Genomic DNA, 16,212 nt, shown 5'->3' with positions numbered 1-16,212 from the left:
TTTTTATGTGCCTAACTTTTATTTGCTGGCTATTTCTTTTAGGGTTTTTATGCCCATATTCCAGAAAATAAACGAATAAATATCAGCGGTTGTTTCGATGTTCTTTTTGGTATTACTGGCTCCATGTCCGGAATTGGTATCGATTCGAATCAGTACCGGATTGTTGCCTTTATAAACCTCCTGCAACGTAGCCGTATATTTGAACGAGTGAGCCGGAACAACGCGATCGTCGTGGTCGGCAGTGGTAATTAACGTAGCCGGATAAGCAACACCCGCTTTTATGTTGTGTATTGGCGAATACGCATACAGTGCCTTGAATTCGTCGGCATTGTCGCTACTACCATAATCGGCAATCCAGTTCCAGCCAATCGTAAATTTGTGGAAACGTAGCATATCCATAACGCCTACCTGCGGAATGGCTACCCGAAATAAATCGGGACGTTGATTCATAACGGCCCCAACGAGCAACCCGCCATTAGACCCTCCCTGAACCGCTAACTTAGCAGGACTCGTGTATTTCTGGGCAATCAGGTATTCGGCAGCTGCAATGAAATCATCGAATACATTCTGCTTTTTTAACTTCATTCCCTGTTCGTGCCATTTTTCACCGTATTCGCTGCCTCCGCGCAGATTGGCCTGTGCATAAATACCTCCTTGTTCCAGAAACGGGATACGTAGTGGATTAAACGATGGCGGAAGACTAATATTGAAACCACCGTAGCCATAGAGCAACGTAGGGTTGCTGCCGTCAAGTTTTATGCCCTTGCGATACGTTAGGAACATAGGCACTTTGGTACCGTCTTTACTGGTATAAAATACCTGTTTGGTTTCGTAATCCGTCGGGGTGAAATCTACTTCCGGGGCACGAAAGACCGTACTCGTATGCGTAGCAATATCGTACCGGTAAATGGTTGGTGGGAACGTAAAAGACGTAAATGTATAGAAAACAAACTTGTCATCTTTTTCGCCACCAAAGCCGCCCGCCGATCCAATGGCTGGAAGTTTTATTTCAGTTTCCTGTTTACCCGCATAATTGAAGACCAGAACCGAAGACGTTACGTCCTTCGAATATTCAACAAATAGCTTGCCCCCGGCAGCACTGACGCTGCTTTCTGCAATGGGCTCTGGCTTTTCGGCAATGAGGGTTGAAAAAGTTTTGGTTTTTGTGTCGAATGCAACGACTTTGCTATTGGGTGCTTTTTCGTTCGTCAGGATCAATAAGCGATCGCCGTCGTTGTCAACAACGCCATAGCTAAAGTCGGTAACTTCGTTGATAACGGGCGAAAAATCCTTTTTCCCCGATTTTGCATCCATATAAAATAGGGCGTTTCCATCTTTCCCTTTCCCCCGGTCACTAACGGTCAGGAGCAAAAAACGCTCGTCATCGGTAGTGCTGGCGATATGGAATCGCTGGGGATTTTTAGGATCTTCGTAGATAAGCCGGTCGGTCGACTGTGGCGTATGTAAAGCGTGGTAAAAAACCTGGTGATTTTCGTTTTTGGCGGCCAGCGCACTGCCTTCTGGTTTGGGATAACGGCTATAGTAAAAACCATTTCCCTGCCAGGCAATGCCCGACACTTTCACCCATTCTATTTTCTCCGGCAGATATTGTTTGGTTGCCAGATCCATAATCTGGTATTCCTGCCAATCGGAGCCGCCTTTCGATAAGCCAACAACAGCATAGTTACCATCTTTTGACAGCGAAAACGCACCTAATCGTGTTGTGCCATCGGTCGACAGTTTGTTTGGGTCGATCACCAATTCAGGTTTACCATCCAGTCCTTTTTGGCGATACAGAACCGACTGATTTTGCAGGCCATCGTTTTTAGAAAAATAGAACCAGTCGCCTTTGCGGCTGGGAGCCGAGTATTTCGGGTAATTATAGATGTGTTCCAGCCTGTCCTGAAGTTGCCTTCTGTACGGAATTTGCGACAAATAATCGAACGTAACCTTATTTTCGGCCTTGACCCAGTCGGCCGTTTCTGCCGAACGATCATCTTCGAGCCAGCGATAGGGGTCGGCTACGGTAGTGCCATGATACGTATCGGTTTGATCCGTTTTACGGGCTTTAGGATACTCCAGCGAGCTATTCGACTGGGCTAACGCCACTGAAGAACTTAGCATAAGTAGTAATCGAATGGAATTTTTAACATGCATCAGTAAAAAACGAGTAGTTGATGAAAGCTGGCATACGTAAATTCTTACGAAGAACGCTTTGGAAGGGCGTAAATACAAGCAAAAGAATATAATCTGCACCTAGCATACTCACAACGTAATGACAGCAGAAAGAGACAGGGTCGCTACGTATCTATTCCAGATTATCTAACTGACCCATTTGGAAATTAAGGAAAGAGTTGACTCATTTACAGATATTTGTCTTAACCTCTTTACGAACGAATGATTCGACCGCTACTCAGCAAAGCCATCTATCTGGTGTGCCTTTTAGGCGCGTTGAATCAGTTGGTATGGTCTCAGTCGACGTATCGGTCTGCTACGTCGAACTTTCGAACTTCGCATATCAGCGTCGATAATGGACTGACTCAGGGGTCGGTTTACTATATGTTCAAAGACAGCCGAAGCTTTCTGTGGTTCGGCACCCAGGACGGTTTAAATCGCTACGACGGCCATCATTTTCATACGTACCGCCCTGCCATTGGCGAGCGTGGATTACCAAAGCCAGGTGCCATCAGAGGCATTAATATTTCGGGCATTATTGAGGATCCAAACGGTAATCTTTGGATAGGTACTGAAGAGGGGCTTAATCGCTACGATCGGCAGCGCGATCAATTTGATTGCTTTCTGGCAACAGGAGCCGATAAAAAAGAACGAACGAGCCGTACGCTTCCTTTTTTTGTCGATAAAACGGAACTGCTCTATCTCAGCGATGTGGAAGGGTTGGTTCGATTTGATTACCATAACCAGCGAAAAACTAGTCTGAACGCCAGCCTTCGCCCTTCCAAAGAGTATGATCTTTCCAGTTCTACTACCCGAACGGCACAGGGCGATGTATGGGTACATGCACCAAAAGGCTTAGCGCGTTACAATATTCAGAGCCGTACGCTGTCTTATTATTTCAGCGGTCGTCCTGATAATCGCTTTGGACCTGTTCACACTGTTTTTTCTTTTTTTATTGATTCCGACAATATTGCCTGGCTCGGTACGGCTAACAGCTTAATTCGGTTTGATTATCAAAATAATACGTTTGATACGTACAGTCAGACCGGCAACCAGCCTATCAGTAATATCTACAGTATCGCTCCCGACCAGCGCGGTCGTTTATGGCTGGGAACGCAACGCAATGGGGTTTTATATTTCGATAAACGCTCCCGATTGTTCGGGCAGGCTAACTGCTTTATCGATGATACGCGCCGACTGAGCGAATTTGAAATCCGAAAGGTCTTTGCCGATAATCTGGGAATAATCTGGGCCAATGTAGATCCGGATGGAATTGCCTGTATTACACCCGACGCTTTTCTATTTGATGGAGTCATGAAACGGCAATTCTCCGACGATTTGCCTGCCGAGCAGAAGCTTAGCAATTACGCCATTCGCGGTTTTCTGGAGGAGCGATTCGATCGGCTATGGATTGTAACCGAGGAGGGGATTAATATTCTTGATCCGCGAACCAATCGCGTTGTGCAACGCTACTTTAATAGTCCAGCCTCAGGCTCAATCACCACCCATAAATTCGTTCGCTGCTTATATCGTGATACATTGCGACGTATCTGGGTTGGCGTACGGGGGGGAGTACTTGCCTTTAAGTCCAAAGAACAATCGTTTGAATCGATTCCTTTTCCCGCCGGAATGAGCGAGGTGGTTGATAATTACGCCCGAAACCTGACCAGTATAAACGACAGTACGCTCATTGCGGCTACTGAGGATGGGTTATACTCGCTGAATACAAGCCGTCGAATCTGGAAAAAGCTACCCGAACTATCTGGCCAGAACATATTCAGTGTTTGGTATGATACGTCGTTACGGCAGCTTTGGATCGGAACGTATTTGAATGGCTACTATCGCTACCAGTTGCCCGCCAGCCCAGGCGCTCCCTGGCAACTGATCCGGTCGGGTTTAAAAGGAAATATGGTGTTGCACATACGGCCCGATACGGTTCGGCGAACCATGTGGCTGGCAACTGACCGGGGGTTGGCTGCCTTAAAACCCGCAACGGGTAAAATCAGACTGTATGCCGAGCAGCAGGGTCTGGCGAATTCATTTGTTTATGGTTCACTAGCTGATGTGAAAGGCCATGTTTGGATGAGTACCAATCGGGGATTGTCGCGGCTGGATCTGACAACCGGAACGATTAAGAATTTTACCCCCAGCGATGGCCTTCAGGGGAATGAGTTTAACGGTAACGCCTTTGTTCGATTGGCAAACGGCGAGCTGCTATTTGGTGGTGTAAAAGGATTTAACCGCTTTCGGCCAGATGTATACCGAAATTCGTCATTTGGGCCTAATGTCCACATATACTCGCTGACGGTTAATGAAGAACCATTTGTTTCAGATCGTTACGTTGGCGAAACGGAAAAAATAGCGCTGAATCATAATCAGAATACGCTGTCGATGGAATTCGCAGCACTCGATTACTACAGCGATGGGCAAAATAATTACCAGTATCAGCTAACCAACTACGACGATCATTGGGTGTCGGCCGGTGAACGGAACTACGTTCGTTACGCTAATCTGCCGCCTGGCGACTACGTGTTTCAGGTTAAGGCGGCCAATCGGGATGGGCACTGGAGTAGCCGGATTCGGAAGTTGGCGATTCATATTGAACCACCTTTCTGGCAGACATTTCCCTTCTATTTAGTCAGTATGCTGGCAATTGGTCTCCTGACCCTGGCCTGGGTTCGGCAGCGTGAGCATGCCATTCGGATGCAGGAAACGGAACGGTTACGACTGGCCTATGATATTCAGGAACAGGTTAAAAAAGATATTGCCCGCGATTTGCACGACGAGATCGGAACGCGGTTAGCGACGCTTAAGCTATACACAACCCGTTTGGTCCAGTACATCAACGAAAGTCCCGCCGAAGTGGCTCCTTCTGGTCGGTCCGCACGCGTGATGGATCGGGCGGGCGTTACGTTGTTGAAAGACAATATTTTTACATTGATCAACAACATCATTGGCGATGTCCGAAACCTACTTCGTAAACTGAACCCGCAGACGCTGGAAAAGTATGGCTACGTAGCGGCTGTTGAAGAATTATTCTCCCGTATTAACGCCACAGGCAGTATGAATATGCACCTCACGCTGGCCAATGCTCCCGGCGAGTCGACGTTACTAAATGCTGATCCATCAGAAGGCGATTCGAAAAATACCGCCGACCGTTTACCGGCCGATACGGAAGTAATGCTCTACCGAATAACGCAGGAACTGGTTAGCAATTCCCTTAAACATGCCAACGCCCGTCAGATAGATTTAGTGGTCCAGGGTACTGCGGATCGATTAATGCTAACCTATTCGGATGATGGGCAAGGGTTTGATTATGAGCGCATCCGTCAGAAAACACCGGGACTAGGAATTGGAAGCGTTGAGTCGAGAGTGGCCATTTTAAACGGCAAGATTACCTGGCATACGCAGCAAGGCGTACAGGTGCAAATCGAAATCCCACTTGGTCCGCTTCCTCCCAAAAATTTTTATGATTTTCTCGCCCGCTTAGTTTGATACGTAGCACAGAACAGTCTGTGTTACATTCACTCTGAAGATTCCTACGTATTTTCGCGGGATCTTAGATCCCCTTTCATGTCTACACGTCTACTATGGGTTTTGCTGTTTATTAGCGGCCCTTTTTTTGCCACTGCGCAGCTTCAGATTTCACACCCAATGACGCGCCTTGTTGTGCAGCGCGGAGCCGATGGTAATGGCCGAATCTACGTATCTGGCCGGATAACCGGCATGGTCGATCGTGTAGAAGCTCAACTGGTTCCCGTAACAAGCGGGCAAGGTACGGCTACGGGTTGGCAAGTTGTGCAGACGAACCCCACCAGCAACATCTTCCTGGGATACGTAACAGGATCTGGCGGATGGTACGTATTAACTGTCAGGACGATAGTGGGCGGAGCTGTATCAGGACAAGCATCAGTTCAGCCCGTTGGTATTGGCGAAGTGTTTGTAACGGCAGGCCAGTCGAATTCGCGCGGACTGGGATCGGGGGATAACGATTTAGGTACGTTTACGGATCGGGTCAATGCAATCGATTCGATCAACCATTATTATCCACCGAACTTTCCGGCTCTGGTATCGTCGGGGTTACCCATGCCTGTTCCTGTATTTAAACCGCTTACGGCTGGTCGACGTATTTTCCCGATGGCTGAGAGTTCGTGGGGGTGGGGCGAGTTAGGAGACTATATCGTTAATCGGTATAATGTTCCGGTCGCGTTTTACGTAGCGGGTTGGGATGGATCGACGGCTGAGAACTGGTACAAAACGGCGAATGGTATACCAACCTGTAATCGGTATTACTGCGTTACCGATTGGCCCAATCTTCAGCCCTATACCAATCTGAAAAATGTTCTGCAATATTACAATTCCGTAGCTGGTATCCGTGCGGTACTTTGGCATCAGGGTGAAGCAGAGTATAATTCTAATGGTAATACGAGTATACCAGAATACTACAATCGATTGGTAAATGTTATTCAAAAATCGAGGCAGGATTTTGGCAATCGGAATATGCCCTGGGTCGTGGCGCGGGCGTCATTCGATGGGAGCGTATCCCGGCCAGAAGTCGTTACCGAGCAACAGCGTGTTATCGATACACCGGGACTGAACGTATATCAGGGGCCTTATAATGATACCATTATCAATCGAAATGCGGGCGGAATAGATGTTCATTTTAGAAATAGCTCTCGTCCCTCTCCTCATCCCCAGTATTATCTGAACCCGGGTTCGATTCCCGTTAGCATGGGTTTGTCGCGCTTTGCTCGTAACTGGAATAGTAGCCTCAATAATAGCTTCTTTCAGAATTCGCAGCCGATAACGCCCACGCAATTTGCCGTTACAGGTAACGTAGCCAATTATGTTTATCCCGGCGATAGTCTGAACGTAACGTTTGCTACGTTGGGAACATTCAATGGGGATAATCAATGGCAGGTTCAGCTTCTGGATTCGGAAGGGCATTACTGGTCTACGCTGGGTAGCGGTACGTCGAGTCCCATTAAGCTGAAAATTCCTGATACGTTACGTATGGACAGCCGTTTTCGGATTCGGGTGGTGGCTACGTCGCCATTTTTGCCCGGCGTTCCGTCTAACGTTTTTCAGACCAGTGCGTTGGCCAACACCGCCGATGTGAGTCTGGCAATGGGCATATCGCAGCGAACGCCCGATATAAACACGCCGGTTACAGTTACGTTGTACGTTAAAAATGATGGTCCAGGTCGGGCCAAAAATGTTGTTGTTCGGAATCGGCTACCCGACAATCTGGCCTTTGTTTCAGCCAGTGGCCTTACGGCCAGCGGAACCGTCTTAACCAGCGGTGCGCTATTTCTCGATCCGGGAGCGAGTCAGCAGCTTAGCTTTGTGGTACAGCCTACGGTTGCTGGTACGTATCAGAACGCGGCCGAAATTGCACAAGCTACGTCGACTGATCCCGATAGTCAACCCAACTCCGGAACTGCTGATGGGCAGGACGATACGGCTGGTTTAGATTTTCGAACGAAAACATCGGGAACCGCTACGTTTGCTTCACCCAATCCGAATCAGGTTCCGTTGCCTGCCGTTATCAGTAACCAGCCTGCCCCTGATCCTGGCAAAGCCGATGTGAGTTTGGCGTTGAGTGTCGACAATCGGACCCCAAGCCTAAACGATATTATTACGTATACCCTAACATTGTCGAATGCTGGCGGCTTAGATGCTGCCGTATTGAACGTAGCGGCTTATTTACCCGCTGGTCAACAGTTTGTACCTGGCGACGACTTCACGGTAAACAGCGGTAATCTGACCAGTGGCATTAATGGCCTGGCACCAAATGCCCAAAAAACACTTCGATTTAAAGCGAAAGCGGTAGCGTTGGGGCCCGGCACCTGCTCCGCGCAAGTTACGGCTGCCAGCCGTCCCGACCCCGATTCTGTGCCTGGTAATGGGGTTGGTAATGGCGAGGATGACACGGCGCAGGTTGATATTCGAGTGAAATAAAATAATACGATTGCTTCGTTATACTACGTATACGTTCATAGTCTCATCGCTGTTGGTGGTGAGACTTTTGACTTTATTGTCTTTATGAAAAAATAGGCGTGTTGGTACAAGTCCAGCCTGTGGTTCGTTGAATTCACTTGATTACGTATATCGCTGATTGGTAGTAGCTAATTCGTTGACATGAAATATCAGTGGTTGATTCTGGGGGCAATAAGTATCGCGGTGGTGACGATGCTATCAGCTTTTTTCGGCATTTTCGAGAAGCGAGTGGATTATAATACCCAGATTAAGCCGCTATTGAACAAAAACTGCATTGCCTGTCATGGAGGGGTGAAGAAAGCCGCTGGTTTCTCGCTGTTGTTCAGGCATGAAGCAGTAGCGCCAACCAAATCGGGTAAGCCAGCCATTATTCCAGGTGATGCCGATGGTAGCGAGATGATCAGACGGCTAACGCTGACGGATCCTGAGGAGCGGATGCCGCTGGAGCATCCTCCCCTAAAGCCGGACGAAATAGAAACGCTACGTAATTGGATCGATCAGGGGGCTGACTGGGGTGATCACTGGGCCTACCAGACTGTCGAAAAACCTGATGTGCCCAAGGTTGGTACGTTCTGGAGCCGTCTGGGAATCGTAGAGAACGATGAAATCAATTGGGCCAAAAACGAAATCGACCATTTTATTCTTGATAAACTAAAAGCGGAAGGGCTAAAACCATCGTCAGAAACCGACCGCGCTACGTTGATTCGCCGGGTATCGCTTGATCTGATTGGTTTACCACCCACAGAGAAAGAAGTTTCCGATTTCGTTCAGGACAAATCGCCCGACGCTTACGAGAAAGTGGTTGATCGACTCCTGCAATCACCGGCTTATGGTGAACGATGGGCCGGAATGTGGCTGGATCTGGCCCGCTATGCTGATACCAAGGGATATGAGCGGGATGGAGGACGGAAAATCTGGCGATATCGCGACTGGTTGATCAAGGCATTTAACGAGGATAAACCCTTTGACCAGTTCACGATTGAGCAACTAGCGGGCGATTTAATGCCTAATCCTACCGATGCTCAGCTCATTGCAACGGGCTTTCACCGGAACACGATGACGAACGATGAGGGTGGAACGCAGGATGAAGAGTTTCGGGTGGCCGCTGTACTGGATCGGGTCAATACGACCTGGGATGTCTGGCAGGGCACTACGTTCTCGTGTGTGCAGTGTCACAGCCATCCATACGATCCCTTCGTTAATGAGGAATATTACCAATACCTCGCTTTTTTCAATAATTCGCGTGATGAAGACGTAACGAGCGATACGCCTACGCTGCGTTTCTACAAATCGGCTGATTCGCTTAAGACTCTTAATCTGCGGTCGTTTATTTTGTCGCACGCTTCTAATCCCAAAGAGGCTCGTTTACAGGCTGACTATTTTACTCGGCTGGCCCGCACTGTTGAGCCCAAAATCAACTCACACGATTTCGATCAGTTGGTCAATGCTTCTCTGCTGGATGCAAAATACTTTGGCTTTCAGGACAAAGGATCGGCACGTATCAAAAATGTTACGTTAACGAATCGGCCTCGCTTGTTGATTGCCTGGGGCACGAAAGCGGATGATGCCGTGGTAACTATTCGTCAGGATCGTTTATCGGGACCGGTGCTGGCTACCATTCCCGTTCCAAAAACGGGGAGCGCCTGGAGCGATAGCATTCAGATGATTCCCTTGCCAGCAATTCAAGGTAAACATGATCTTCACATATCGCTCAGCAGCCCCAAAATGCCCAAAGAATGGGTCATGATTAAATGGGTTTCGTGCGTACCAAAAATGGCGGGTCAGCCTGAGAATGCCATCGGCGAGCAGGAAAAAATACTGGTCGACGTACTGAACGCGGATGCCGAACAGACACCGATTATGATGGATGGTTCCGGCGATCTGGTTCGCGAAACCCGCGTTTTTGATCGGGGTAACTGGTTGGTAAAAGGTAAACGCGTTACGCCCGATGTGCCGAAGTCGTTTCCGGCTATGAACGCCCAATTGCCCAAAAACCGGCTGGGGTTAGCTCAGTGGATGGTAAGTCGGGAGCATCCGTTAACGGCGCGGGTGGCGGTCAATCGTTTCTGGGAGCAACTCTTCGGAGCTGGCATTGTGGAGACGGTGGAAGATATGGGAACACAAGGCATACCGCCCACTCATCGCGAACTGCTCGATTATCTAGCCGTCGAATTCATGGAAACCGATCAGTGGCGTATCAAAAAGCTTCTGAAAAAAATGGTCATGTCGGCTACGTATCGTCAGCGGTCACAGGTATCGCCGGAGGTGCTGGCGAAAGATCCATTTAACAAGCTGCTGGCTCGTGGGCCTCGGGTTCGTTTGTCGGCAGAAGCCGTACGCGATCAGGCATTGGCCGTTAGTGGTCTGTTGAGTCATAAAATGTACGGCCCGAGCGTAATGCCGGTTCAGCCCGAAGGTATCTGGCAATCGCCTTATGATGGTGATTCCTGGAAACAGAGCACGGGCGAAGACCTACACCGACGAGCGTTGTATACGTACTGGAAGCGAACGGCTCCGTATCCGTCGATGGTGACGTTCGATAGCCCGAGCCGAGAGTTTTGTCAGCTTCGGCGGCTACGTACCAACACGCCATTGCAGGCATTGGTAACGCTGAATGATCCGGTTTATATGGAAGCGGCTCAGCAACTGGCCGTGTACATGCAGCAGGAGATGACGCCGGAGAAGCAAATTCGGGCCGCATTCCGACGTGTTACGTTGCAGGAGATTACGCCCAGAAAACTGGCGGTTTTGGCGCAATTGTATCGAAATACGGAACAGCATTATCGGCAAAAACCAGAGGAAATGAAGCAATTGATGGCCTGTATGGATCCGACTCCACAATTAGCAGCATTAACGGTTACGGCCAATACGATTCTGAATCTGGACGAGGTGATTACGAAAGAATAATCAGGCAAAAGCGATGAACAAGCTCCTTGATGAACTAAAACGGGCGGCTGCTGAGCGCGAAACCCGACGCCATTTTCTCTATACCTGCTCCACAGGATTGGGGGCAATGGCGCTTGGCTCCATGCTTGGCGGCTGTGGTTTTTTCGAAAAAGATAAGCCTCAGGCGATTAATACAGGCGGGCAGCAGTCCGATGAACCAACGGCACCCCGCTCGTCGCAATATCTGCCCAAAGCGCAACGGGTGATTTACATTCATATGGCTGGTTCGCCGAGCCAGCTTGAGCTGTTCGATTATAAGCCTGAACTAGCGAAATACAACGGGAAAGATTGTCCACAGGAACTACTGGAAGGGAAAAAGTTTGCCTTTATTCGGGGTGTTCCGAAAATGCTTGGCCCACAAGGGAAATTTGCCCAGCATGGCCAGTCGGGTGCCTGGGTATCGGATTATCTGCCGCATTTGCAGGGCGTAGTGGACGATATTACGTTCCTGAAAGCGATGCATACCGATCAGTTCAACCATGCACCGGCTCAGCTCCTGATGCACACGGGAAGTGCACGGTTGGGTAGGCCAAGTATGGGATCGTGGGTTACGTATGGGCTGGGGACCGAGAACGATAATTTACCCGGCTATATCGTTCTTGCATCGGGCGGGAAACAGCCTGATGCGGGTAAATCGATCTGGGGGAGCGGTTTTCTGCCAACGGTTTATCAGGGCGTTCAGTGTCGGACAGATGGCGATCCGGTGCTCTATGCGTCTAACCCCGCCGGAATGGACCGCGATATTCGTAAACAAACGATTGAGGCAATCAGCCAGATCAATCAACAGCAGTACGAAGACGTAAAAGACCCTGAAATTCTGACCCGAATCGCGCAGTACGAACTGGCCTTCCGAATGCAGATGTCGGTTCCGGAAGCAATGGATATTAAACGGGAACCCCAATATATTCTCGATAGCTACGGGGTCGATCCGAACAAAGGGTCGTTTGCCCGAAACTGCCTGCTGGCCCGACGATTGGTGGAGCGTGGTGTGCGCTTTGTTCAGTTGTTCGACTGGGGGTGGGATACGCACGGAACCAGTGCCGACGGTGCCATAGAAATCGGTCTGCGAACCAAATGTAAAGAGTCGGACCAGGCGGTGGCGGCTTTGCTGAAAGACCTGAAACAACGCGGCTTGCTGGACGATACGCTCGTGGTATGGGGTGGTGAGTTTGGACGGACGCCGATGCAGGAGAATCGGGATGGGCAGGTGCTACCTTTCATGGGACGCGACCATCATCTGGATGCCTTTACGGTCTGGATGGCGGGCGGTGGTGTTAAACGTGGTTTTTCCTACGGCGAAACGGACGATATTGGCTACTACGGTGTGAAAGACCAGGTACATGTACACGATCTGCAGGCAACCATTCTGCATTTGCTGGGCTTTGATCATACGAAGCTGACGTATCAGTTTCAGGGGCGGCCTTTCCGCCTGACCGACGTAGCCGGAAAAATTGTGAAGCCGGTTCTGGCGTGAACCAATTTGCTGCAATCCGGGCTTTAGGTACATAATTGTGCCTCTTGGGTTCGCAGTACAGAATGACTACTCGTGTTTTTTTGCTCCACGGCTACGTGGAAGATTCGTCTATATTCAATGCTTTAGTGCCGCTATTGCCCGATGCCGATTTTATTCGGATCGACTTTGTCGATGAGTTTGCACAGTGGAAGCCAACCGGTAAAATCAACGTAGAGCGCCTGGCGAACTACCTGGTTGAGCGTTATACGATCACCTCGAACGACGTGTTGATTGGACATTCGATGGGCGGGTGGGTTGCGATTTATGTGAAACAGCAGACCGGCTCGAAAACCATTCAGATTTCGTCCTGGACTGATCAGCGGAAAATACGTCTTCCGATTCACAACCTGAATGTGCTACGTTTTTTACTGTTCTCCGGTGTTACGCAAAGCCGACGTCTGACGGAATATTTTCATGCTAAATACCCCTTTCCGGAATCGGCAGCATTGCATCGGAGCCTGATGCAAGGGATGAGACGAATGAATCGACGCTACGTGTATCAGCAATTACAGGTTTTGTTTGCGAAAGCGTCTCCACTAACCGTTGCTCCCGATCTGCGGATTCATACACGTCGCGATAGTATCATCGCCCGACCCGACGAGGCTTTTATCGAAGTACCCGGCGATCATTTCAGTCTGGTCTTTCACCCCGAAAAAGTGGCTGCAGCGATTGATTTCTGAACCGGGATTGAGCGGATTTAGGGATTAAGCTGATTTTGTTTTTCGCTTTAGAGAAGCGCTTGATTTGACCAACAAAATCCGTTTAATCCCCTAATCCGTTCAATCCCGGTTCAGACTATTCCAGCACTTTTGGTACTTCAAAAAACTGCTCGTCGTGTTGTGGGGCGTTGGCAAGTGCCTGTTCGCGGGGGAGGTGATTGCCAACGACATCGTCACGCAGCACATTCGTTTCGGCGGAAATGTGGGTAAGCGGCTCAACGCCGGTGGTGTCCAGTTCGTTGAGTTGCTCCATCCAGGTAAGTACGCCGTTGAGGCTGTTCAATAAGTCGGCCTCTTCTTCCGGGCGAACCTCTAGCCGGGCCAGATGGGCAATTTTATGTAAGGTTTCCTGATCTACTTTCATCGTACGAACTAGGTAAAGTTAGGCTACTGTTTGTTCTGCCTTCATTAATTCGGCATCAATAATTCGGTACGTTTCTTCTTTCAGCCACTCAATGTTGTCCTGAGTTAAGCCTTTTGTTTCGATGGGTGGGTGGATAACAGCTCGGAGTGGATGCCAGTGCATACGCACTTTGGGGACGTCGGGCAGAATCTTATAATTATTCAGCAACGTAACGGGAACGATCGGAACCTGCTGCTGGATGGCCATAACAAACGCTCCATCTTTGAAGGGATAATGCATTTTAGGCGGTTGCTTGGCTCGGATACCACCTTCAGGAAAAATCATGATGCTACGTCCCGATGCCAGCGTACGAATCGATTTCGCCAGCGAGTAGGCCCGGCTGTTGGGCTGATCGCGATCAACCTGAACATGAAGCTTAGCGAACATATAGCCGAGTAACGGAATATGTTTTACATCACTCTTGCCGACGAAAGCGTAATAATTCTTCACAATGACGCCCATAGCCGCAATGTCCAGATACGAAAAATGATTCGCGCAAAACACATAAACCTGTTTCGGATCGGGTTTGAAACGGTGTTCTACGTGAACAGGCATGCCGATACCGAGAAAGAACAACCGCCCCCAGATATAATTGATTTTATGCGCCACTGGCTTCCATTCGTCACGCTGTAAAAACACAAACTGTATCGGGAATAAAACCAGATACAGCAGTATAAAATAGATGGCGCACCAAATGGAATAGAGTAGTCGCATAATTCAGAACCAGGATTTGTGGGATTTAATTGACTGACTTTGATTTTGTTTGATTCAGGCACTTCTTTGAAGCTAAAATAAAATCAAAGTCAGTCAATTAAATCCCACAAATCCTGGTCAATGTTTAAAATGGCGTACGCCGGTCGTTACCATAGCCAGGCCGTGTGCGTTACAGTAGTCAATTGAATCCTGGTCGCGAACGGAGCCTCCGGGCTGAACAACGGCCGTAATGCCCGCCTGATCGGCGATTTCTACGCAGTCGGGGAAAGGGAAGAACGCGTCGGAAGCCATTACGGCTCCTGTCAGGTCGAACCCGAAAGAACCTGCTTTCTCGATAGCCTGACGTAGTGCATCGACGCGTGAGGTTTGCCCGACCCCACTGGCCAGAAGCTGATCCTTTTTCGCCAGTACAATGGTGTTTGATTTGGTATGCTTACACACTTTCAGCGCAAACTCCAGTGCCTGCTGTTCGGCATCGGTGGGCGCTTTCTGCGTAACCACCTTAAACTGATCGGCCGTTTCGGTCTGGTTGTCCTTATCCTGTTCCAGAACGCCGTTCAAAATGGTTTTGAACATAATGGTTGGCAGATGGACGGACTTACGCTTCAGCAGAATCCGATTCTTTTTCGATTTCAGTAGCTCCAGCGCTTCAGGGGCGAAATCGGGTGCAATCAGAATCTCCATGAACAGTTTGTTCAACTCTTCCGCTGTAGCCAGGTCAACCGCTACGTTCGAAATGATAACACCACCAAACGCGGAGACTGGATCGCAGGAGAGCGCGTTCAGATACGCTTCTTTAGCCGTTGGCGCGGTAGCAATACCACAAGCGTTGGTGTGCTTTATGATGGCGAACGTACTGCCGTCAGCAACAGGGAATTCGTCGATCAGGCCCACGCAGGCATCCACATCGACCAGGTTGTTATACGACAGTTCTTTGCCATGCAGTTTGTCGAACATAGCCTCCAGATCGCCGTAGAATGTAGCCTGCTGGTGTGGGTTTTCGCCGTAACGCAGGTGATTAGCGGGTAATTTTTTGAAATTGGTGATAGCAACTGCCTCGCCAGAGTCCGCCACTGAACCCGCAAAATAAGACTGGATGGCCGTGTCGTAGTACGACGTAACAGCAAAAGCATCTTTCGCATACTGCCGACGATCGCTTAGCTCAGTAGTTCCGTTCTTTCCGGCGAGCAGTTTCACTACGTTGCCGTATTGGCTTCGAGACGATACAATCAGAACATCTTTATGATTTTTGGCGGCTGCCCGAATCAGTGAAATGCCACCAATGTCGATTTTCTCGATAATATCTTCGTCGGATGCACCTGACGCTACGGTTTCCTCAAACGGATACAAATCAACCACCACCATATCGATAGGCGGGATCCGGTGACGCTCTGCCTGAGCAAGGTCTTCGGGCATTTCGCGACGGTACAGAATACCACCCATTACGGCAGGATGAAGCGTTTTTACCCGGCCACCAAATATAGACGGGTAGCCAGTCAGGTCTTCAACGGCCGTTACGGGAATGCCAAGTTGTTCAATAAATGTCTGGGTTCCACCCGTTGAGTACAGCTTTACGTTTTGTTCGTGTAGTAGCCGTACTAGTGGCTCAAGACCGTCTTTGTAATAAACGGAGATTAGCGCAGAAGAAATTTTCAGGGACATGCTGTCGGTTGAAACAGCAGTGTAGCTGTTTCGAAAATTAGTGATCAAGTTAAACGAAAGCGTAAAGAGACTATCTCGTT

9 protein-coding genes are annotated in these 16,212 nt (G+C 49.2%); 5 read left to right on the top strand and 4 right to left on the bottom strand.

The window, feature by feature from the left end; translation table 11 throughout:
* Positions 1-18: 18 nt before the first annotated feature.
* Positions 19-2,124, bottom strand: a complete 2,106-nt coding sequence (locus GK108_RS26240) for a prolyl oligopeptidase family serine peptidase (protein WP_246225185.1) — start codon at positions 2,122-2,124, stop codon at positions 19-21.
* Positions 2,125-2,397: 273 nt separating this feature from the next.
* Here GK108_RS26240 and GK108_RS26235 point away from each other — a divergent pair, with 273 nt between their 5' ends.
* The 5 genes from GK108_RS26235 to GK108_RS26215 all read left to right on the top strand — a co-directional run bounded on the left by GK108_RS26235 (position 2,398) and on the right by GK108_RS26215 (position 13,314).
* A complete protein-coding gene (locus GK108_RS26235) occupies positions 2,398-5,670 on the top strand; it encodes a ligand-binding sensor domain-containing protein (protein ID WP_163954555.1) in 3,273 nt (1,090 codons plus the stop codon).
* 78 nt (positions 5,671-5,748) lie between these two features.
* The gene (locus GK108_RS26230; RefSeq protein ID WP_163954554.1) at positions 5,749-8,136 is read left to right on the top strand and encodes a sialate O-acetylesterase; all 2,388 of its coding nucleotides are present in this window, start codon (positions 5,749-5,751) and stop codon (positions 8,134-8,136) included.
* Positions 8,137-8,316: 180 nt separating this feature from the next.
* A complete protein-coding gene (locus GK108_RS26225; RefSeq protein WP_163954553.1) occupies positions 8,317-11,082 on the top strand; it encodes a DUF1553 domain-containing protein in 2,766 nt (921 codons plus the stop codon).
* A 13-nt stretch (positions 11,083-11,095) separates the two neighbouring features.
* Complete coding sequence (locus GK108_RS26220; protein WP_163954552.1) at positions 11,096-12,595, top strand: DUF1501 domain-containing protein; 1,500 nt, start codon at positions 11,096-11,098, stop codon at positions 12,593-12,595.
* 62 nt (positions 12,596-12,657) lie between these two features.
* Positions 12,658-13,314, top strand: coding sequence for an alpha/beta fold hydrolase (locus GK108_RS26215; protein WP_212592889.1), 657 nt, complete (start codon positions 12,658-12,660; stop codon positions 13,312-13,314).
* Between the two features lie 115 nt (positions 13,315-13,429).
* On the opposite strand, the gene gatC is transcribed toward GK108_RS26215, so the two are convergent.
* The 3 genes from gatC to purH all read right to left on the bottom strand — a co-directional run bounded on the left by gatC (position 13,430) and on the right by purH (position 16,132).
* On the bottom strand, positions 13,430-13,717 hold the full coding sequence (gene gatC / locus GK108_RS26210) for an Asp-tRNA(Asn)/Glu-tRNA(Gln) amidotransferase subunit GatC (RefSeq protein ID WP_163954551.1): 288 nt from the start codon (positions 13,715-13,717) through the stop codon (positions 13,430-13,432).
* A gap of 18 nt (positions 13,718-13,735) precedes the next feature.
* On the bottom strand, positions 13,736-14,470 hold the full coding sequence (locus GK108_RS26205) for a lysophospholipid acyltransferase family protein (RefSeq protein WP_163954550.1): 735 nt from the start codon (positions 14,468-14,470) through the stop codon (positions 13,736-13,738).
* Positions 14,471-14,587: 117 nt separating this feature from the next.
* Positions 14,588-16,132, bottom strand: a complete 1,545-nt coding sequence (purH, locus tag GK108_RS26200) for a bifunctional phosphoribosylaminoimidazolecarboxamide formyltransferase/IMP cyclohydrolase (RefSeq protein ID WP_163954549.1) — start codon at positions 16,130-16,132, stop codon at positions 14,588-14,590.
* Positions 16,133-16,212: the final 80 nt, after the last annotated feature.

The organism is Spirosoma terrae, assembly GCF_010435915.1.
GTDB lineage: Bacteria > Bacteroidota > Bacteroidia > Cytophagales > Spirosomataceae > Spirosoma > Spirosoma terrae.
Note: the sequence above shows the minus strand (reverse complement) of the source record. Positions and strands in the feature narration are given on the sequence as shown.

Bases quoted from the DNA above. Each gene is read 5' to 3' on its own strand.
- GK108_RS26205 (WP_163954550.1), bottom strand. From the start codon at position 14,470: ATGCGACTACTCTATTCCATTTGGTGCGCCATCTATTTTATACTGCTG.
- gatC (WP_163954551.1), bottom strand. From the start codon at position 13,717: ATGAAAGTAGATCAGGAAACCTTACATAAAATTGCCCATCTGGCCCGG.
- GK108_RS26220 (WP_163954552.1), top strand. From the start codon at position 11,096: ATGAACAAGCTCCTTGATGAACTAAAACGGGCGGCTGCTGAGCGCGAA.
- GK108_RS26230 (WP_163954554.1), top strand. From the start codon at position 5,749: ATGTCTACACGTCTACTATGGGTTTTGCTGTTTATTAGCGGCCCTTTT.
- purH (WP_163954549.1), bottom strand. From the start codon at position 16,132: ATGTCCCTGAAAATTTCTTCTGCGCTAATCTCCGTTTATTACAAAGAC.
- GK108_RS26240 (WP_246225185.1), bottom strand. From the start codon at position 2,124: ATGCTAAGTTCTTCAGTGGCGTTAGCCCAGTCGAATAGCTCGCTGGAG.
- GK108_RS26215 (WP_212592889.1), top strand. From the start codon at position 12,658: ATGACTACTCGTGTTTTTTTGCTCCACGGCTACGTGGAAGATTCGTCT.
- GK108_RS26225 (WP_163954553.1), top strand. From the start codon at position 8,317: ATGAAATATCAGTGGTTGATTCTGGGGGCAATAAGTATCGCGGTGGTG.
- GK108_RS26235 (WP_163954555.1), top strand. From the start codon at position 2,398: ATGATTCGACCGCTACTCAGCAAAGCCATCTATCTGGTGTGCCTTTTA.